This window comes from Micromonospora humidisoli, assembly GCF_016900955.1.
GTDB lineage: Bacteria > Actinomycetota > Actinomycetes > Mycobacteriales > Micromonosporaceae > Micromonospora > Micromonospora wenchangensis.
On the sequence record NZ_JAFEUO010000007.1, the window covers coordinates 308,166 to 326,127 of the forward strand.

Consider the following 17,962-nt stretch of genomic DNA (forward strand, 5'->3'; position numbering starts at 1 on the left):
GGCGACGATGGTAGCAAGCTTCCTAAATAATTGACATTCTCAATGGTTCGTGCTCAGATCGCATCGACGAAAGGGAGTGCCCATGTCACTGGACGGCAAAGTCGCCATCGTCACCGGCTCCGGGCGCGGCCTCGGCCTGGCCTACGCCCGGGAGTTGGCGCGGCGGGGCGCCCGCGTCGTGGTCAACGACATCGACGCCGACGTCACGGCCGAGGCGGTGGCCACGATCGAGGCGTCCGGCGGCCGGGCCGTCGGGGTGACCGCGCCGGTGGGCCCGACCGAGACCGCCAAGGAACTGGTCGACACCGCCCTCGCCGCGTTCGGCCGGCTCGACGCCCTGGTCACCAACGCCGGTGTCCTGCGCGACACCGTGCTGTGGAAGATGAGCGACGACGACTTCGACACCGTGGTCACCGTGCACCTGCGCGGCACCTTCACCACCGTGCGCGAGGCGGTGCGGCACCTGCGGCAGGCCGGCGAGGGCGGCCGGATCATCTGCATCGGCTCGCCCACCGGGCAGCGGGGCACCTTCGGCCAGACCAACTACGCGGCGGCCAAGGCGGGCATCGTCGGCATGGTCCGCACCTGGGCGCTGGAGCTCAGGCGGGCCGGTATCACCGCCAACACCGTCGTCCCGGTCGCCGCGACCGCGATGACCGCCACCGTCCCCTACTTCGCCGCCGCCGTACGCGCCGAGGCAGCCGGCGAGCCGATGCCCGCGTTCTTCCGGCACGACCTCGGCTTCGGCACCGTCGCCGACGTGGCCGGCCTGGTCGCCTTCCTCGCCTCCGACGCGGCGGCCCAGGTGACCGGCCAGGTGATCGGGGTGGGCGGTGACCGCCTGCAGATCTGGACCCACCCGGAGGCGGCGCTGACCGCCTACCGCGAGGGCGGCTGGACCTACGACGCGCTGGTGGAGGCCTGGCCGACGACGTTCGACGGGGCCACGCAGAGCGTCGGCGAACGCTTCCCCGAACTGCCCGCCCAGTTCCAGCCGGCCAACCCCTGACCCGGCCCGCGTCAGCCGACCCGCGACACCGCCCGACCCGCCGGACCGGACCCGCCCGACGGAGGCCGCCCCATGTACCAGTCCGCGATCGACCTCGACGCCGTCACCGCGATCGACATGCACGTGCACATCGAGGTCGACGACCACGGCCACGCCTCACTGCCCGAACCGCTGGTGGCGGCCGTGTCGAAGTACTTCCGCACCGACGGGCCCCGGCCCGCCGTCGACGCGGTGGCCCGGTACTACCGCGAGCGGCGGATGGCCGCCGTCGTCTTCACCGTCGACGCGGGCACCCAACTGCGGCACCCGCCGTTGTCCAGCGCCGCCATCGCCCGCGCCGCCGCCGAGCACGCCGACGTGCTCATCCCCTTCGGGTCGGTCGACCCGCGCACCGGCGCGGCGGCGCTCGACCTCGCCGCCCGGCTGATCGAGCAGGAGGGGGTACGCGGGTTCAAGTTCCACCCCACCGTGCAGGGCTTCGACCCCGGCGACGCGGCGTACGCCCCGCTGTGGGCCCTGATCGAACGCGCCGGCCTCCCGGCGATCTTCCACACCGGACAGACCGGCATCGGCGCGGGCCTGCCCGGCGGCTACGGCCTGCGGCTCGGATTGTCCAACCCGATGCTGCTCGACCCGGTCGCCGCCGACTTCCCCGACCTGCAGATCGTCATGGCCCACCCGTCGGTGCCCTGGCAGGACGAGGCGCTGTCGGTGGCCACCCACAAACCCAACACCTGGATCGACCTGTCCGGCTGGAGCCCGAAGTACTTCCCGGCCGCGCTGGTACGCCACGCCAACTCGGTCCTGCGGCACCGGGTGCTGTTCGGCACCGACTATCCACTGCTGACCCCTGACCGGTGGCTGCGCGACGTGGCGGCCACCGACCTCAAGCCCGACGTGCTCCCGGGCATCCTCAAGGACAACGCGGCCCGGCTGCTGGGCCTCGCCGGGCAACGACGAGAGGAAGCGCCATGACCACCACCGTCACCTACGACCAGCTTGCCGACCTCGCCGGCACGGACCTGGGGCACACCGGCTACCGGACGGTCACCCAGGAGCAGGTGAACCTGTTCGCCGACGCCACCGACGACCACCAGTGGATCCACGTCGACCCGCAGCGGGCGGCGACCGGCCCGTTCGGCGCGCCGATCGCCCACGGCTTCCTCACCCTGTCGCTGGCCGTGCCGCTCTGGACCGAACTGCTGGAGGTCAAGGGCGTGACCACCAAGGTCAACTACGGGCTCGACCGGGTGCGCTTCCCCGCGCCGGTCGTGGTCGGCGCGCGGGTACGGATGCGGGCCACCGTCGTCGAGGTGGCCGAGGTCCGGGGCGGCTACCAGCTCACCGTCGACCAGACCATCGAGATCGAGGGCGGCACCAAGCCGGCGGTGGTCGCCCGCGGGTTGTACCGCTTCCACGCCTGAGACCCCGGGCGTGCGGCCAGGTCATCACCCCACCTCCACCACCGGGAGACCGCTGATGCACCAGCACGGAATCGACGCCTGGGTCACCCGACGTCGGCTCAGGTCCCCGGACCGGGTCGCCCTGGTGCACGGTGCGGGCGCGACCGTCACCTACGCGCAGTTCGCCGACGCTGTGGACCGGGTCGCGGCGGTGCTGACGGAGCTCGGCGTCGGCACCGGCGACACCGTCGCCTACCTGGGCGAGAACAGTCCGGAGTTCCTCCAGGTGATGTTCGGGACGGTGCGGCTCGGTGCCGTGTTCGTGCCGGTCAACACCCGGCTCGCACCCCCCGAGATCGGCCACGTGCTGACCGACTGCGCGGCCCGGGTGCTGATCCACGACCCGGACTTCGCGGTGCCGGTGGCCGCCGCGCTGCCGGCCGCCCGGCCCCCACTCGTCGTCGTCACCGGCGAGGGCACCCCGGACCGGCCGGGCCTGGCGACGCTCACCCGCGACGCCGATCCGGCGCGGGCCGGGCACGCCGACCCCGGCCCCACCGACCCGGCGGCGATCGTCTACACCTCGGGCACCACCGGCCGGGCCAAGGGCGCGGTGCTCACCCACGGCAACCTGACCTGGGTGGCGCTCAACTGTGTGGTCGACTACGACGTCGTCTCCACCGACGTGGCGCTGATGATCTCGCCGCTGTTCCACGTCGCCTCGCTGGGGATGGGCGCGCTGCCCGTCATCCTCAAGGGGGCCACGATGGTCATCGAGCGGGGTTTCGAACCGGGCCGGGCGCTGGCGCAGATAGCCAGGCACCGGGTCACCATGCTCAGCGGGGTGCCGACCACCTACCAACTGCTGGCCGACCACCCCGACTGGGCCGCGACCGACCTGTCCACGTTGACGAAGCTCACCTGCGGCGGGTCCGCCGTGCCGACCCGCGTCCTCGACGCGTACGAGGCGCGTGGCCTGTCGTTCTCCCAGGGCTACGGGATGACCGAGGCGTCGCCGGGCGCGACCGCGCTGCCGCCGGCGATGACCCGGGCCAAGCAGGGCAGCGTCGGCCTGCCGCACTTCTTCACCGACGTCCGGATCACCGACCCGGGTGGGGCCGTGCTGCCCGCCGGTGCGGTGGGCCAGATCGAGGTGGCCGGGCCCAACGTCTTCCCCGGCTACCACGGCCTGCCGGAGGCGACCGCCGAGGCGTTCACCGCCGACGGCTGGTTCCGCTCCGGCGACCTGGGACGCCTCGACGACGACGGTTACCTCTACGTCTCCGGCCGACTCAAGGACATGATCATCTCGGGCGGCGAGAACATCTACCCGGCCGAGGTCGAACTGCTGCTCGGCGAGATCGACGGGGTGGTGTCGGCGGCCGTCATCGGCGTGCCGGACGACCGCTGGGGGGAGGTGCCGTGGGCGGTGCTGACCGTCCGGGCGGGGGCGTCGGTGGACACCGGCACCGTCCGGGCCCACCTCGACGGCAGGATCGCCCGCTACAAGCTGCCCAGGAACGTGGTCATCGTGGACGAGTTGCCGCGCACCGCCTCGGGGAAGGTCAGGAAGGCCGAGCTGCGGGCGCGGTTCGCCGGCTGACCGTGGGCCGGTGGGTGACCAGGGCGGCGAACTCCGCCGTGGACGCCTCGGCCAGCGCCCGGTGCGCCATGCGGTAGGTCTGCGCCGACCGGGCGGCCGGCCACTGCGCGTCCATGAACTCGGCGGGCAGCCTCGGGTCGGCCCGCAGCAGCGCCAGCCAGTCCGCCACCAGCATCGTGCGCAGGGTCAACGCGCCGGCCGCCGCCGTGGTCGCGGCCGGGTCGGCCCATCGGTCGATGAACGCCAGGTGTTCGCGCCGGATCGCCTCGATGTCCCAGGCGGCGCGGACGCTGTCGCCGATCGGGAAGCCGGCGAGTTCGCGGGCGTGGAAGGCGACCACGGGGTGCGGGGCGAGATCCTGGCGCAATGGCTCCAGCGACCCGGCGAGGTCGACCTCGCCGGGGGCCAGCCACAGCCCGTCGCGGATCGGCGCGAAACCCTCCCAGGTGAGCGTGGAGCGCAGCCGGTGCCGCAGCGTCCGCTGCTCCTCCGGGATCGAGAAGGTGACGAGCGTCCAGCCGCTGCCCTGCGGGTCGAACGGTCGGGGCCCACGCACCCGGTACGTCGCCTCGCGCAGCACCGCCGCCCCGTGCTCGGTCAGCGAGAACAACGTCTCCCGACCACTGCGGCCCCGGGCCAGGATGCCGCTGCGCACCAGCCGGTCGAGGGTGGCCCGAGTCGCCGGCGCGGCGACCCCGGCCCCCTCCAGCACGGTGATCAGGACACTGGCCCGGATCGGACCGGTGTCGCCGTCGACGACGTGTTCGCCGAAGAACGCGAGCACCAGTTGCTTCGGCTGCCGCCTACCCACGGTCATCCCCTCCGCCGCCTCCGTCGCCCGGCGCACTCACGGCGCGGGTCGCGGGGCCATATTCTGCCCGCGCCTGGCCCGCTGGATCTCGCCGTAGACGTGCGTGCGGAGCTCGGTGAACCGGGGCAGGGCCCGGGTGGTGATCTGGTCACGCTCGGCCGGCAGGTCGATCACCAGGTCCTCGCGTACCCGGGTCGGCGCGTGGGACAGCACCAGCACCCGCTGCCCCAGGTAGACCGACTCGTCGATGTCGTGGGTGACGAACAGGACCGAGATCCCGCGTCGGGCGTGCAGCTCCCGCACCAGGTCCTCCAGGTCGGCCCGGGTCTGCGCGTCCACCGCCGCGAACGGCTCGTCCATGATCAGGACCTCCGGCTGGTAGGCGACGGCCCGCGCGATCGCCACCCGCTGCTGCATCCCGCCGGAGAGCTGCCACGGGTGGCTGCGGGCGGCGTGCGCCAGGCCCACCGCGTCGAGCGCGTCGGTGACCAGGGTGTGCCGCTGCGCGCGGGACAGCCGCTTGTGCCGCAGCGGCAGCTCGACGTTGCCGCGTACGGTCAGCCACGGGTAGAGGCTGCGGCCGTACTCCTGGAACACCACGGCCATGGCGGGGCTGGGGCCGGTCACCGGCGCGCCGTGCATCTCGACGGTGCCGCCGGTCGGGCGCAGCAGCCCGGCGAGGCACTTCAGCAGGGTGGTCTTGCCGCATCCGGACGGTCCGACGATGCAGACGAGTTCGCCGGTGTCCATCGTGAAGCTGAGGTCCCCGATCGCCTCGACGTCCCCGGTGCGGGACTCGTAGACCTTGCGCAGCTGCGCCACCCGCAGCAGGGTGCCCCGGTCAGACACGGTTGACCTCCCTGATTCCGTGGTACCAGCGCAGCACGCGCCGTTCGACGACCCCGAAGACGACGGCGAGCAGCACGCCGACCCCGCCGAGCAGCAGGATGCCGCTCCACATCTCGGCGACGAGGTAGTTGCGTTGGAAGTAGGCGATCCGGTAGCCCAGCCCGGCCGACGAGGCGAACATCTCGGAGATGACCATCAGGATGAGCGCGACCGAGAGGGCCTGCCGGACCCCGGCCATGATCCGGGGGCTGGCGGCGGGGAGCACCAGGAACCACAGCCGCTCCCACCGGGTGACCCGGAACGACAGCGCGGTCTGGGTCAGCACGCTGTCGGTGCCCCGGACCCCCTCGACCGTGTTGAGCAGGATCGGCCAGACCGCGCCGGAGACGATCACCACGACCTTCATGGTGTCGGTGATGCCGAGCAGGAGCATCGCCACCGGGATCAGCACCGGCGGCGGGACGGCCCGGAGGAACTCCAGCAGCGGTTCGAGCAGCTCACGCAGCCACGGGGTCAGGCCGATGACGGTGCCGGCGGCGACGCCGAGCACGACCGACGCGGCGACCCCGAGGCCGAGGCGGTAGAGGCTGGGCAGCACGTCCTGGACGAACGCGGGCCCGATCCAGGTGTCGACGAAGGCGTCGGCGATCGTCACCGGGTCGGGGAGGAACCGGTTCGTCGTCCCGGTCGCCGCCAGGCCCCAGAGCACCAGCAGCAGCATCGGCAGCCCGAGCGCGTGCAGCAGGCCCGCCCCGGCCCGCGCGCCGGCCCGGCGGCGGCGTGGCCCGGCGACGACCCGGCCCGGGTACGCGGTCACCGCGCCCGCTCCCCACGGACGGACTCGTGCCAGGACAGCGTCTGCCGTTCGACGAACCGGAAGACGAGGTTCACCGCCAGCCCGAGCAGGCCGGTGACCACGACGAGGGCGTACAGGCCGACCGCGTCGCCGCCGGAACGGGACAGCTCGATCATGCGGCCGAGGCCGGGGTTGCCGATCACCATCTCGGCGGTGACGGCCAGGATGAGCGCCACCGCCGCCGCGAGCCGCAGACCCGTCATCAGGTACGGCAGGGTGGTCGGCAGGACGAGGTGCGTCCACTGCTCGCGGCGGCGCAGACCGAAGCTGCGCGCGGTGTCCCGGGCGACCGCGTCGACGTCGGCTACCCCGTAGATCACCTGCACGAACACCTGCCAGAACGACGCGTAGACGATGATGACCAGGGCGGCCTGCCGCTGGATGCCGAACATCAGCACGGCGAGCGGGATGAGCGCGACCGACGGGATGGGGCGCAGGAACTCGACCATCGTGTGGGTGCTACGGCGCAGGAACGGCACCAGGCCGACGAGGGTGCCGAGGGCCACGGCGGCGAGGGTCGCCACGGTCAGCCCGATCGCCCAGGAGGTCATGGTGCTGCCGAGTCGCCGCCAGAACGCCAGGTCGACGAGCTGTTCGGCGAGCCGGGCCAGCACGTCCGTCACGTACGGCAGGTACTGCGGGTCGATCAGGCCCAGCGTCGGGATCGCCTGCCAGCCGACGAGGAAAGCGGCCAGGCCGGTGACGCCCAGCAGCGTCCTGCGCAACGCGGGTGGCCGTCGGGTGGTGGGCACGGGCGGGTCACCTCCGAAGGTGGCGGGGTCGGCCTCGCCCCGGCGGCCCGGCCGCCGGGGCGTCGCCGGGTCGGCTACTGCTGGCGGATGAGCCGGTCGAGGTCGGGTTGCCGGTCGAGCACCCGGTACCTGCCGGCGAGTTCGGCGAGGGTCTGGAGGCTGGCCCGGTCGACGTCCCAGCCGAACGCCGGCAGCCTGACCGACTCCGCCACCGGCGGCGGCAGTTGGAGGTTGTCCTTGATGGCCTGTCGCAGGGCCGGCGCGTTGGCCGGGTCCTGCGCCCACTGGAGGGTCTGCTTCATCGCCGCGGAGAAGTCCTCGACCAGCTCGGCGTCCTTGTCGAGGCGGGCGGTGGTGGTGATGGTGGTCAGGGTGGCCAGGCCGGGCACCACCGCCTGGTAGGGCGCCACCACGAACCTGTCGCCCCGGCCCTTCAGCTGGGTGACGAAGGGTTCCGGCACCCAGGCGGCGTCGATGTTGCCCGCCGCGAGCTGGGCCGGGGCGTCCGGGAAGGCCACCTCGACGAACTTGACCTTCCTGGGGTCGCCGCCGTCCTTCTCCACCGCCGCCATGATCGTGACGTCGCCGGCCGCGCCCAGGCTGTTGACCGCGACCCGCTTGCCGGCGAGGTCGGCCGGCCTGGTGACACCGGACTTCGCCGAGGCCACCACGGCGTTGATGTCGTCGCCCTGGGCGTACGAGGAGGCGTAGTTGCCGATGATGACGACGCCCAGGTTCTGCAGGTCGGCGCGGAACGGACCGAACGGCTGGCCGATGGCGAAGTCGATGTCGCCGTTCATCAGCGCCGGGATGGCCTGCGCGCCGCCCTGGGCGGGCAGCACCTCGACCTGGAGCCCGCGCTCGGCGAACAGGCCCGCCTTGATGCCGCCCCACAGCGCGGCGGTCTCGGTGATCGGCAGCGCGGCGACCCGGACCTTGCGCAGGTCGCCGGAGGTCGGCGCGGACGGGGTGGACGCGTCGGAGTCGGTACATCCGGTGAGGGCGATCGCGGTGACGGCGATCAACCCGAGAGCCATGACCTTCTTCATTGACGAGGCCCTTCCTGGGCGGGGGTGGTGGGGTGCGTCGGAAGTCGGCGGGATGCCTCGGACCTGCGGGGGGAACCAACCGCTGCGTGGGGGCGCACGCCGCTGTGGTGGCCATGGTCGGCCACCCCGACATCGAAAGTCAAGAATTTCTGACGCCCGTCATGAATAAGTTGAACGACGCTGCGTCGTGGTGGTGTCGCTCAGACCTCGGGCAGGCCCACGTAGTTCTCGGCCAGGCTCGTCGCGTACGCCCGGGAGGTGGCGGCGTACCGCAGCGTCGCGGTCTGCAACTTCGCCTCGTACGGGTCGTCGTGCGCCAGCCGGTGCAGCATCGAGGTCATCCACCAGGAGAAGTGCTGGGCCCGCCAGACCCGGCGCAGCGCGGTGGTGGAGTAGCCCGCCAGCAGGTCGGTGCGGCCGTGGGAGTACCAGGCGGCGAACGCCTCGCCGAGCAGCGCGACGTCGGCCAGCGCCAGGTTCATGCCCTTGGCCCCGGTCGGCGGGACGATGTGCACGGCGTCCCCGGCCAGGTACAACCGCTCCCACTGCATCGGCTCCACCACGAAACTGCGCATCGGCGTGATCGACTTCTCCAGCACCGGGCCCTCGGTGAGCGACCAGCCCGGCACCGTCTCCAGCCGGACCCGCAGCTCCGCCCAGATCCGCTCGTCCGGCCACGCGGCGAGGTCCTCGTCGGGGGCGACCTGGAGGTAGAGCCGGGAGACCTGCGGCGAGCGCATGCTGTAGAGGGCGAAACCCCGCTCGTGGTGGGCGTAGACGAGTTCCTCCACGGCCGGCGCGGCGGCGGCGAGCACCCCCAGCCAGGCGAACGGGTACGCCCGCTCGTAGCTGGTCAGCACCCCGTCGGGCACCGCGCCCCGGCTCACCCCGTGGAACCCGTCGCAGCCGGCCACGAAGTCGCAGCGCAGTTGCTCGTCGCGGCCGTCGCGTCGGTAGTGGACCACCGGGTCGGGGGAGTCGAGCCCGTCCAGCCGGGTCACCTCGGCGTCGAACAGGATCGTGCCGCCGGCCGCGAGGCGCGCGGCGATCAGGTCCTTGACCACCTCCTGCTGCCCGTAGACGGTGATCGCCCGTCCGGTCAGCTCGGTCATCGGCACCCGGTGCGACTCCCCGGCGAAGCGCAGCTCGATGCCCTCGTGCCGCAGCCCCTCGCGGAGCAGCCGCTCGCCGAGGCCGGTGCGGCAGAGCAGGTCCACCGAGCCCTGTTCGAGCACCCCGGCGCGCAGCCGGTGCTCGACGTGCTCGCGGCTGCGGCTCTCCAGCACCACCGAGGAGACGCCCTGCCGGTGCAGCAGGTGCGACAGCATGAGGCCCGCCGGCCCGGCGCCGACGATGCCGACCTGGGTTCGCATCCCGGTCCGTCCTTCCTGGACGCCGGCCCGACACCGGGGCCCGGCGGCGGGCCACCGAAAGTGTTCGCTGGGCGAACGGGTGTTCTCCCATTGAACGTTGGCACGCGGCCCGGCTCCCGTCAACGTCCTGCCCGGACGGTGGTCGTCCCGACGCCGGGCCCGATGCGGACATTGACGGATGTCGCCACCCGTCGTACGTTCGACATGAGCACGATGGTCCGCATGGCGAACACCGGTCCGAGGCGAGGCGGGAGGCGCATGGCGACGCTCGTCCCGCTCGCGCAGGCCGTGGCGGAACTGGTCCACGACGGCGACGTGGTGGCCCTGGAAGGCTTCACCCACCTCATCCCGTTCGCCGCCGGTCACGAGATCATCCGCCAGCGACGGCAGGAGCTGACCCTGGTCCGGATGACCCCCGACGTCATCTACGACCAGCTCATCGGTGCCGGGTGTGCCCGCCGGCTGGTCTTCTCCTGGGGCGGCAACCCCGGCGTGGGATCGCTGCACCGGTTCCGCGACGCCGTGCAGCACTCCTGGCCGCGCCCGCTGGAGCTGGAGGAACACAGCCACGCCGGGATGGCCAACCGCTACGTGGCCGGCGCGTCCGGCCTGCCGTTCGCCGTGCTGCGCGGCTACACCGGCACCGACCTGCCCCGGCACACCGCCAACGTCAGCTCGGTCGACTGCCCGTTCACCGGCGAGACCCTCACCGCCGTGGCGGCCCTGCGCCCCGACGTGACAGTGGTGCACGCCCAACGCGCCGACCGGGCCGGCAACGTGCAGCTGTGGGGCATCACCGGCGTGCAGAAGGAGGCGGTGCTCGCCGCCCACCGGTCGCTGGTCACCGTCGAGGAGGTCGTGCCCGAGTTGACCCCCGTCCCCGGGCAGGTCGTGCTGCCCGGCTGGGCGGTCACCGCCGTGGCCGAGGTGCCCGGCGGCGCCCACCCCTCCTACGCCCAGGGCTACTCGGTCCGGGACAACGACTTCTACCGGGCCTGGGACGCCGTCAGCCGGGACCGCGACACCTTCCGCGCCTGGCTCGACCGGCACGTGCACCGGGCCGGGGCGGCGGCATGAGCGCGCCGCCCGACCCCCGCCCCGGGAGGCCGACGTGAGCGGCCCGACCGGGTGGACCGCCGACGAGATGATGACCGTCGCCGCCGCCCGGCAGCTCCGCGACGGCGTCGCCTGCTTCGTCGGGATCGGACTGCCCAGCACCGCGGCGAACCTCGCCCGCGCCACCCACGCCCCGAACCTGGTGCTCGTCTACGAGTCCGGCTGCCTCGGCGCGAAACCGGACCGGCTGCCACTGTCCATCGGTGACGGCGTCCTCGCCGACACCGCCGACGCGGTCGTGTCGGTGCCCGAGGTGTTCAACTACTGGCTCCAGCCCGGCCGGATCGACGTCGGCTTCCTCGGCGCGGCCCAGCTCGACCGGTACGGCAACCTCAACACCACGGTCGTCGGCGACGACTACGCGACCCCGGCCGTCCGGCTGCCCGGCGCGGGCGGGGCCCCCGAGATCGCCGCCTCCTGCCGCGAGGTCGTGGTGATCGTCAGGCAGAACCCGCGCACCTTCACCAGCCGCGTCGACTTCGTCACCTCGGTCGGCTACGGCACCGGCCCGGGGGACCGGGAACGGCTCGGCCTGCGCGGCGGCGGCCCCCGACTGGTGATCACCGACCTCGGCGTCCTGGCACCCGACCCGGTCAGCTGCGAGCTGACCCTCACCCGGCTGCACCCCGGGGTGACCCGGGAACAGGCGCGGGCCGCCACCGGCTGGGACCTCGCCGTCGCCGAACCGCTGACCACGAACGACCCGCCCACGGCACACGAGTTGGCGGTGCTGCGCGCGTTGCGGGCCACGGCCGAGGGGAGCCGACCATGACCGAGGACACCACAGGGCGCGGGCTGCCGCTGCCGGCGTACCGGCGCGACGACGTCGACGCCCACCCGCCGCTGTTCAGCCCCGGCTACCGGTCGACCGTGACGCGGGCGCCCCGGCAGCCGTTGGCCCACCTGCCGCAGCGGCTGACCGAGGTCACCGGGCCGCTGCTGGGCGAGGGACGCCTCGGCGACCTCGACCACGACCTGACCCGCCAGCACGACGGGTCACCGCAGGGGCAGCGGATCATCGTGCACGGCCGGGTCCGCGACGGCGACGGCCGGCCGGTGCCGCGTACGTTGGTCGAGATCTGGCAGGCCAACGCCGCCGGACGCTACCGCCACGCCCGCGACACCTGGCCGGCCCCGATCGACCCGCACTTCGACGGGGTGGGCCGGACGCTCACCGACGAGCAGGGGCGGTACCGGTTCGTCACCGTCCAACCGGGTGCCTACCCCTGGCGCAACCACGACAACGCCTGGCGGCCGGCGCACATCCACTTCTCCCTGTTCGGCCGGGCGTTCACCCAGCGGCTGGTGACCCAGATGTACTTCCCCGGTGACCCGCTGTTCTTCCAGGACCCGGTGCTGCACTCGGTGCGTGACCCGATGGCCCGGCAACGGCTGGTCGCCCGCTACGACCACGCCGCCACCCAGCCCGAGTGGGCGCTGGCCTACGCGTTCGACATCGTGCTGCGGGGCCGGGAGGACACCCCCTTCGAGGACGGCGACGATGAGTGACCGGCTGGGCGTCACCCCGGCGCAGACCGTCGGGCCGTACCTGAGCATCGGCCTGCACTGGCCCGACGGCCCGTACATCGTCCCCGAGGGCACCCCCGGCGCGTTCTGGATCCGGGGCCGGATCGTCGACGGCACCGGGGAACCCGTGGTCGACGCGCTGGTGGAGAGCTGGCAGGCCGACCCGGACGGCCGGTTCGACCACCCCGACGACCCGCGCGGGGCCCGGCCGCCGCGGCTCGCGGGATTCCGGGGGTTCGGCCGCAGCGAGACCGACGACCAGGGGTGTTACCGGCTGCTGACGGTCCGGCCGGGGCCGCTACCCGACCCGGACGGCGGCACCGAGGCCCCGCACCTGACCCTGTCGGTGCTCGGCCGGGGGCTGCTGCACCGCCTGGTGACCCGGCTCTACCTCCCCGACGAGCCGGCGGCCAACGCCGTCGACCCGGTGCTGAACAGCGTGGAGGCCGAGCGCCGGGGCACGCTGCTGGCCAGCGCCGCACCTGACGGGTTCCGTTTCGACATCCACCTCCAGGGCGACCGTGAGACCGTCTTTTTCGCCGTCTGACGGCCCGCTCACCGGCATGTCCGCTGGGCGGATCGACCAGGTGCGCGACCGGGACCACCGGCCCGGGTCGGCCGGCCGGTCCGTCGACGCGACGCCGGCCGTCGCCCGGGACGCGGCACCGTGACCTCCCGGCTGCACCTCACCGTCGACGGCCCGCCCAGCGCGCCGGTGCTGCTGCTCGGCAGTTCCCTCGGCACCACCGGCGCGATGTGGGAGCCCCAGGTCGCGGCGCTGGCCGAACGGTTCCGGGTGATCCGTTACGACCACCTCGGCCACGGCCGCTCGGCGACGCCGACCGGCCCGTACACCATCGAACTGCTGGGCCGGGAGGTGCTGCGGGCGCTGGACCACCTCGACGTGCCGTGGGTCCACTACGCGGGGCTGTCGCTGGGCGGCATGGTCGGCATGTGGCTCGCCGCCCACGCACCCGGGCGGGTGCGCCGACTCGCCCTGCTCTGCACGGCGGCGTGGCTCGGCCCGCCCGACCCGTGGCGGCAGCGGGCGGCCACGGTCCGCGCCGCCGGCCTGCCGGCGGTCGCCGACGCCGTGGTGGCCCGCTGGTTCACCCCGACCCTCGCCGCCGCCCGCCCGGACCTGGTGGCCGGATACCGCGCGATGCTGACCGCGACCTCCCCGGCCGGCTACGCGGCCTGCTGCGAGGCGATCGCAGCCCTGGACCTGCGCCCCGACCTGGGCCGGATCGGCGTGCCGACGCTGGTCGTCGCGGGCGCGGACGACCCGGCGATCCCCGTCGGGCACGCCCGGGAGATCGTCGACCTGGTCCCCGGGGCGCGGCTGGTCGTCCTCGACGCGGCGGCCCACCTGGCCAACGTCGAGCGACCCGGACAGGTGGGCCGACTCCTGCGGGAACACTTCGAACAGGCGGGTGGCTGATGGACGACCGCGAACGGCACGAGGCCGGCATGACCGTACGCCGACAGGTGCTCGGTGACGCGCACGTCGACCGCGCCGTGGCCGGCACCGACGCGTTCACCGCCGACTTCCAGGACTTCATCACCCGCTACGCCTGGGGTGAGGTGTGGACCCGGCCCGGCCTCGACCGGCGTACCCGTAGCTGCGTCACCCTCGCGGTGCTCGCCGCCCTGCGCCACGAGGAGGAGTTGGCGATGCACGTGCGGGCCGCGCTGGGCAACGGGCTGACCGAACTGGAGGTGGCGGAGGTCCTGCTCCAGGTGGGCGTCTACGCTGGCGTACCGGCGGCGAACCGGGCGTTCTCGGTGGCCCGGGAGGCGCTGCGGCGAGAGGCTGGGTGAGGTGGGCGGTCAGGCGGCACGGTCACCGGAGTTCGTGCAGTCGCTGGAGCGTGGGCTCGCGGTGATCCGGGCGTTCGACGCCGAGCATCAGCAGCTCACCCTGAGCGACGTGGCCCGGCGCACCGGGCTGACCCGGGCCGCGGCCCGCCGGTTCCTGCTCACCCTGGTCGAGCTGGGCTACGTGCACAGCGACGGCCGGCTGTTCTCGCTGCGGGCGCGGATCCTCGCCCTCGGCTACGCCTACCTGTCCGGCCTGGGCCTGCCGGAGATCGCCCAACCGCACATGGAGGCGCTGGTCGCGCAGGTGCACGAGTCCTGTTCGGTGTCGGTGCTCGACGGCGACGAAGTGGTCTACGTCGCCCGGGTGCCCACCCGACGGATCATGACGGTGGGGATCAGCGTCGGGACCCGGTTCCCCGCGTACGCCACGTCGATGGGGCGGGTGCTGCTCGCCGCGCAGCCGGCGGACCGGTTGACCGACTACCTCGCCACCGCGCGGTTGCAACCGTTGACCCGGCGTACGGTCACCGACCCGGCGAAGTTGCGTGCCGTCCTGACGAAGATCGCCGCCCAGGGGTACGCGATCGTGGACCAGGAACTGGAGGAGGGGTTGCGGTCGCTGGCCGCGCCGATCCATGGCCCGCACGGGTCGGTGGTGGCGGCGGTGAACCTGTCCGCGCACGCCTCGCGGGGGTCGTTCGAGCTGATCCGGCGCGAGTTGCTCCCGCCGCTGCTGACCACCGCCAAGCGGATCGAGGAGGACCTGCGCGGCGGGTGAGGGCTTGGCGTCCTCACCGGACCCGGTAGAGCCGGCTCGCCGGGTCCACCACGGCGGCCAGCAGCCGGCCGGGCACGAGTCCCGGGTCGTCGGGCCGGACCGTGTCCGCCTCGAAGGGGGCGAAGCCGGGCCCGCTGATCCGCAGGCGCAGGTCGAGCTCCGGGCCCTCTCCGCCGAGGTGGTGCGCCACGGTGAGGATCTCGGCGGTGGCGGCGACTCCGGTCGCGTCGAGCTGGCGCGCGTCGCGGCGGGACCGGTCGACCACCCGCCAGCCGAAGACACCGAAGCCGACCCCGACGATGGTGGTGAACACCCCGCCGGCGACGAGCCCCCAGCGCTCCCCGGGTGAGACCGGCAGGTCGCCGGTCACGTCGGCGGCGAGCAGGACCGGGCCGGGCAGGCAGATGGCCAGGAAGATCAGCCGGCAGAGCAGCGCGCCGACCGGCCCGATGCGGGTCTCCGCCTCCCGGGGCGCGCTCGTCATGCCGGCACCCTAGAACACGGTGCGGCGGGCCGGTACCCGGTACCGACCCGCCACACCGTGCGACCCGTGCGGCGGTCAGCTTCCGGTGCAGGTGGCGGTGGTTCCGGTGCCGTTTCCGGTGCCCTGGAACCCGAAGCTGGTGCTCTGTCCGGCCCCCAGCCTGCCGTTGTAGCTCTGGTTGGTGACGGTGATGGTGCCGCTGGTGCCGGTGGCGACGCCGTTCCACACCGAACTGACCGCCGCCCCGCCCGGCAGGGTCAGGGTGACCCGCCAGCCGGTGAGCGCGGCGGAGCCGGCGGTGACGCTGACGTTGGCGACGAAGCCGCCGTTCCACTGGTCCTGCACGGCGTAGACGGCGGTGCAGCCGGCACCGCCGGGCGGGGGAGTGGTGGGCGGGGGAGTGGTGGGGGGTGGGGTCGTGGGCGGGGGAGTGGTCGGGGGTGGGGTGGTGGGCGGCGGGGTGGTCGGCGGCGGGCCGTCGAGCGTCAGGTTCTTCTGCTGGACGGTCCACTGGGTACGGCACAGCCCGCAGTTCGCGCCGACGAAGTTGGTGCCGGCGGTGGTGTCGCCCTTGAGCCGCCACTTGAGGTAGAGCACCGCCACCCGGCCGAACTCGCCACCGTTGGGCTGGTCGTAGGTGCCGCCGTGGCCGACGTTGAGGTTGCCCATGAAGGCGGGCAGCCCGGCGGGCAGCTTGCCCCAGTCGTCGATGGCGTTGGGGTAGGCGATGTCGCTGGGCCCGCCGACGAAGTAGGCGATCGGCTTGGTGAGCCGCCGCAGCTGGTAGTCGTCGGCGTCGTTGAGCAGGCCGCTGCTGAAGATGCCGGTGGTGGTCACCCGGGGGTCGTTGGAGACGGCGTACGCCTCCAGGCCGCCGCAGGAGAAGCCGGCGACGGCGACCTTGCCGGTGTCGATCCGGTTGTAGTACTTGCTGCCCTGGCGGGAGTTCTCCGCCACCGCCCAGTCGATGGACTGGGTGAGCATCTGCGAGTTGGTGGAACCGGAGGCGTTCGGGCCGCCGTTGGCGATGGCCAGGAAGCCGTGCGAGGCGATCTCACGCAGGAAGTTGCCCTGCGAGAGGCCGTTGGCCGAGCAGCCGCCGTTGCCCCAGACGAGGATCGGCAGGCGCTCGGTCGGCAGCGTCTGGGGCCGGAAGATGGTGTGGTTGGGCAGGCTGGTCGAGGTCTCGTAGTCGGCGGGGTAGGGGCCCGAGCCGCCCACTGCGGCGTCGGCCGGCGTCGCGCCGAGGGCCATCAGCACGGCGGCTGCCGGCACGAGCGCGGCGGTCAGACCCGCGTAGAGCTTCGATCTCCTTGGCATGCACCCTCCTGCGGGTGTCGGCGGTGGCACCCCCTGCGGTGGCGGGTCTGCCGCCGGGCCCGACCAGGGTGGTCAGCGCCGGCAACGGGGCGGGTCGACGTGGACGCGTCGACCGGCCGGCCGCAGTCCCACAGGCGGTCGCGGTATGCAGTTACTATCACCGGGGTAACGAAAAGTGTCAATGTTCTGCCCGCCTGGCGGGCCGGGTGCGACGCCCGTGCGGCAACGGTCAGCAGGTGCGACGCGGGCCACCGGCCGGTCCCGGTCGGTCGGGGTCGCCCGGGGCGTCGAAGTGGGTGATCCACCGGGCGGCGTCCGGCCAGTGCGGCGCGGTCACCTCGATCAGCCGGGACCGGGCCAGCGCACCGAGCCGGGAGTGGACGTCGAGGAAGGTCTCCCGGGCCTGACCACGGGGCCAGGGCTGCGGCAGCAGGTGCGCGGGCAGATCCGGGTCGGTGTCGGCGAACCGGCGCCAGAAGTCCATCGCGGAGGTCCGCGCCACCAGCGCGGTGGCCGGATCGACAGTGCCCCGACGGGCCGCCGCCCGCAACGGCGCGAACCGCGCGACGAACGCCGCGTAGCCGGCGGCGAGACCGGCCAGGTCGTACGCGGCGGCCGGGCCGTGCGGTCCGGCCTCCTCGTCGAACCGGGCGTGCAGCACCGACCACCGGGCCCCCACGACGGGGTGCAGCAGCGCCGCCAGCTCCGCCCGGACCGGTGCGGCGTCGACCCCCGGCCTGATCCACACGCTGTCGTAGAGGCCCACGAACCCCAGCCCGGCCAACGCCCGGCGCACCACGTGCCGGGCGGCCTGACCGGCGCTGGGGATCGAGTAGGAGACCAGCACCCAGTCCCCGGTCCAGGGCGGCGGCTGCGCGCCGAAGGTCAGGAAGTGCCGCATCCGGGAACGGTGCCGGGCGATCGCCGTGGGCGTGAGGTGGTAGACCGGCGGCCGGGTGTCGCCCCGGGTGGCGATGAGACCCCGTTTGACCAGCCGGGACAGCGCCGCGCGGGCGCTGGGCTCGGTGACCCCGAACTCCCGCAGCATCGCGATCACCGCCGCCGACGGCAGGTCGGCGTCCGCCGAGTCGAGGTATTCGCCGAGCAGCGTGGCCAGCAGGTGCTGCGGGCTCGACCCGAGCGGGGCCCGGGGGGTGCGGACGTCGGGGACGGGCTGTTCGGCGGTCACCCCGTCAGATTGTCGCACCACC

Annotated in this window: 20 protein-coding genes; 11 read left to right on the forward strand and 9 right to left on the reverse strand. The window is 73.5% G+C overall.

All coding sequences use genetic code 11. The annotated features are described in order from the left end of the window. The first annotated feature begins 82 nt into the window (after positions 1-82). From JQN84_RS25075 to JQN84_RS25090, 4 genes are all read left to right on the forward strand, one after another. Positions 83-1,009 carry an SDR family NAD(P)-dependent oxidoreductase gene (locus tag JQN84_RS25075; protein ID WP_204961010.1) on the forward strand — a complete coding sequence of 309 codons (927 nt, stop codon included), beginning with the start codon at positions 83-85 and terminating at the stop codon, positions 1,007-1,009. Between the two features lie 72 nt (positions 1,010-1,081). Beyond that, positions 1,082-1,984 (forward strand): amidohydrolase family protein, encoded by a 903-nt coding sequence (locus tag JQN84_RS25080; protein ID WP_204961011.1) that lies wholly within the window; start codon positions 1,082-1,084, stop codon positions 1,982-1,984. Beyond that, a complete protein-coding gene (locus JQN84_RS25085; RefSeq protein WP_204961012.1) occupies positions 1,981-2,433 on the forward strand; it encodes a MaoC family dehydratase in 453 nt (150 codons plus the stop codon). Before JQN84_RS25080 ends, JQN84_RS25085 begins: the two co-directional genes overlap by 4 nt. Before the next feature lie 55 nt (positions 2,434-2,488). After that, a complete protein-coding gene (locus JQN84_RS25090; RefSeq protein ID WP_204961013.1) occupies positions 2,489-4,015 on the forward strand; it encodes an acyl-CoA synthetase in 1,527 nt (508 codons plus the stop codon). On the opposite strand, the gene JQN84_RS25095 is transcribed toward JQN84_RS25090, so the two are convergent. The 6 genes from JQN84_RS25095 to JQN84_RS25120 form a co-directional block, all read right to left on the reverse strand. Next, positions 3,978-4,832, reverse strand: a complete 855-nt coding sequence (locus JQN84_RS25095; protein WP_204961014.1) for a PaaX family transcriptional regulator — start codon at positions 4,830-4,832, stop codon at positions 3,978-3,980. The genes JQN84_RS25090 and JQN84_RS25095 overlap by 38 nt on opposite strands. Positions 4,833-4,862: 30 nt before the next feature. Next, positions 4,863-5,675, reverse strand: coding sequence for an ABC transporter ATP-binding protein (locus tag JQN84_RS25100; protein ID WP_204961015.1), 813 nt, complete (start codon positions 5,673-5,675; stop codon positions 4,863-4,865). After that, positions 5,668-6,492: an ABC transporter permease gene (locus JQN84_RS25105; RefSeq protein WP_307821427.1), complete on the reverse strand. Its 825-nt coding sequence runs from the start codon at positions 6,490-6,492 to the stop codon at positions 5,668-5,670. The genes JQN84_RS25100 and JQN84_RS25105 overlap by 8 nt, the downstream gene beginning before the upstream one ends. Beyond that, the gene (locus JQN84_RS25110) at positions 6,489-7,283 is read right to left on the reverse strand and encodes an ABC transporter permease (RefSeq protein WP_307821428.1); all 795 of its coding nucleotides are present in this window, start codon (positions 7,281-7,283) and stop codon (positions 6,489-6,491) included. Before JQN84_RS25110 ends, JQN84_RS25105 begins: the two co-directional genes overlap by 4 nt. A 74-nt stretch (positions 7,284-7,357) precedes the next feature. Further along, positions 7,358-8,320, reverse strand: a complete 963-nt coding sequence (locus JQN84_RS25115) for an ABC transporter substrate-binding protein (RefSeq protein WP_239486102.1) — start codon at positions 8,318-8,320, stop codon at positions 7,358-7,360. A gap of 212 nt (positions 8,321-8,532) precedes the next feature. Beyond that, entirely contained in the window at positions 8,533-9,705 is a 1,173-nt protein-coding gene (locus JQN84_RS25120; RefSeq protein ID WP_204961017.1) for a 4-hydroxybenzoate 3-monooxygenase, read from the reverse strand. Positions 9,706-9,963: 258 nt separating this feature from the next. On the opposite strand from JQN84_RS25120, the gene JQN84_RS25125 reads away from it, so the two are divergent. The 7 genes from JQN84_RS25125 to JQN84_RS25155 all read left to right on the forward strand — a co-directional run bounded on the left by JQN84_RS25125 (position 9,964) and on the right by JQN84_RS25155 (position 14,947). Continuing rightward, a complete protein-coding gene (locus JQN84_RS25125) occupies positions 9,964-10,782 on the forward strand; it encodes a CoA transferase subunit A (RefSeq protein WP_204961018.1) in 819 nt (272 codons plus the stop codon). Positions 10,783-10,816: 34 nt separating this feature from the next. Further along, a complete protein-coding gene (locus JQN84_RS25130) occupies positions 10,817-11,593 on the forward strand; it encodes a CoA-transferase subunit beta (RefSeq protein ID WP_281898333.1) in 777 nt (258 codons plus the stop codon). Next, positions 11,590-12,330 carry a protocatechuate 3,4-dioxygenase subunit beta gene (pcaH, locus tag JQN84_RS25135; protein WP_204961019.1) on the forward strand — a complete coding sequence of 247 codons (741 nt, stop codon included), beginning with the start codon at positions 11,590-11,592 and terminating at the stop codon, positions 12,328-12,330. Before JQN84_RS25130 ends, pcaH begins: the two co-directional genes overlap by 4 nt. After that, the gene (gene pcaG / locus JQN84_RS25140; protein ID WP_204961020.1) at positions 12,323-12,895 is read left to right on the forward strand and encodes a protocatechuate 3,4-dioxygenase subunit alpha; all 573 of its coding nucleotides are present in this window, start codon (positions 12,323-12,325) and stop codon (positions 12,893-12,895) included. The genes pcaH and pcaG overlap by 8 nt, the downstream gene beginning before the upstream one ends. 120 nt (positions 12,896-13,015) lie before the next feature. Beyond that, positions 13,016-13,789 carry a 3-oxoadipate enol-lactonase gene (gene pcaD / locus JQN84_RS25145; protein ID WP_307821429.1) on the forward strand — a complete coding sequence of 258 codons (774 nt, stop codon included), beginning with the start codon at positions 13,016-13,018 and terminating at the stop codon, positions 13,787-13,789. Then, on the forward strand, positions 13,789-14,169 hold the full coding sequence (gene pcaC / locus JQN84_RS25150; protein ID WP_204961021.1) for a 4-carboxymuconolactone decarboxylase: 381 nt from the start codon (positions 13,789-13,791) through the stop codon (positions 14,167-14,169). Before pcaD ends, pcaC begins: the two co-directional genes overlap by 1 nt. A gap of 1 nt (position 14,170) precedes the next feature. After that, complete coding sequence (locus JQN84_RS25155; RefSeq protein ID WP_204961022.1) at positions 14,171-14,947, forward strand: IclR family transcriptional regulator; 777 nt, start codon at positions 14,171-14,173, stop codon at positions 14,945-14,947. Between the two features lie 13 nt (positions 14,948-14,960). Here the strand turns inward: JQN84_RS25155 and JQN84_RS25160 are convergent, their stop codons facing one another. The 3 genes from JQN84_RS25160 to JQN84_RS25170 form a co-directional block, all read right to left on the reverse strand. Then, positions 14,961-15,431: a hypothetical protein gene (locus tag JQN84_RS25160; protein WP_204961023.1), complete on the reverse strand. Its 471-nt coding sequence runs from the start codon at positions 15,429-15,431 to the stop codon at positions 14,961-14,963. Positions 15,432-15,506: 75 nt separating this feature from the next. Beyond that, positions 15,507-16,751: a cellulose binding domain-containing protein gene (locus tag JQN84_RS25165; protein ID WP_204961024.1), complete on the reverse strand. Its 1,245-nt coding sequence runs from the start codon at positions 16,749-16,751 to the stop codon at positions 15,507-15,509. A 229-nt stretch (positions 16,752-16,980) separates the two neighbouring features. Continuing rightward, entirely contained in the window at positions 16,981-17,940 is a 960-nt protein-coding gene (locus JQN84_RS25170) for a PaaX family transcriptional regulator (RefSeq protein WP_204961025.1), read from the reverse strand. Positions 17,941-17,962 lie beyond the last annotated feature (22 nt).

Bases quoted from the DNA above. Each gene is read 5' to 3' on its own strand.
- JQN84_RS25075 (WP_204961010.1), top strand. From the start codon at position 83: ATGTCACTGGACGGCAAAGTCGCCATCGTCACCGGCTCCGGGCGCGGC.
- JQN84_RS25080 (WP_204961011.1), top strand. From the start codon at position 1,082: ATGTACCAGTCCGCGATCGACCTCGACGCCGTCACCGCGATCGACATG.
- JQN84_RS25085 (WP_204961012.1), top strand. From the start codon at position 1,981: ATGACCACCACCGTCACCTACGACCAGCTTGCCGACCTCGCCGGCACG.
- JQN84_RS25090 (WP_204961013.1), top strand. From the start codon at position 2,489: ATGCACCAGCACGGAATCGACGCCTGGGTCACCCGACGTCGGCTCAGG.
- JQN84_RS25095 (WP_204961014.1), bottom strand. From the start codon at position 4,832: ATGACCGTGGGTAGGCGGCAGCCGAAGCAACTGGTGCTCGCGTTCTTC.
- JQN84_RS25115 (WP_239486102.1), bottom strand. From the start codon at position 8,320: ATGGCTCTCGGGTTGATCGCCGTCACCGCGATCGCCCTCACCGGATGT.
- JQN84_RS25120 (WP_204961017.1), bottom strand. From the start codon at position 9,705: ATGCGAACCCAGGTCGGCATCGTCGGCGCCGGGCCGGCGGGCCTCATG.
- JQN84_RS25125 (WP_204961018.1), top strand. From the start codon at position 9,964: ATGGCGACGCTCGTCCCGCTCGCGCAGGCCGTGGCGGAACTGGTCCAC.
- pcaH (WP_204961019.1), top strand. From the start codon at position 11,590: ATGACCGAGGACACCACAGGGCGCGGGCTGCCGCTGCCGGCGTACCGG.
- pcaG (WP_204961020.1), top strand. From the start codon at position 12,323: ATGAGTGACCGGCTGGGCGTCACCCCGGCGCAGACCGTCGGGCCGTAC.
- pcaC (WP_204961021.1), top strand. From the start codon at position 13,789: ATGGACGACCGCGAACGGCACGAGGCCGGCATGACCGTACGCCGACAG.
- JQN84_RS25160 (WP_204961023.1), bottom strand. From the start codon at position 15,431: ATGACGAGCGCGCCCCGGGAGGCGGAGACCCGCATCGGGCCGGTCGGC.
- JQN84_RS25165 (WP_204961024.1), bottom strand. From the start codon at position 16,751: ATGCCAAGGAGATCGAAGCTCTACGCGGGTCTGACCGCCGCGCTCGTG.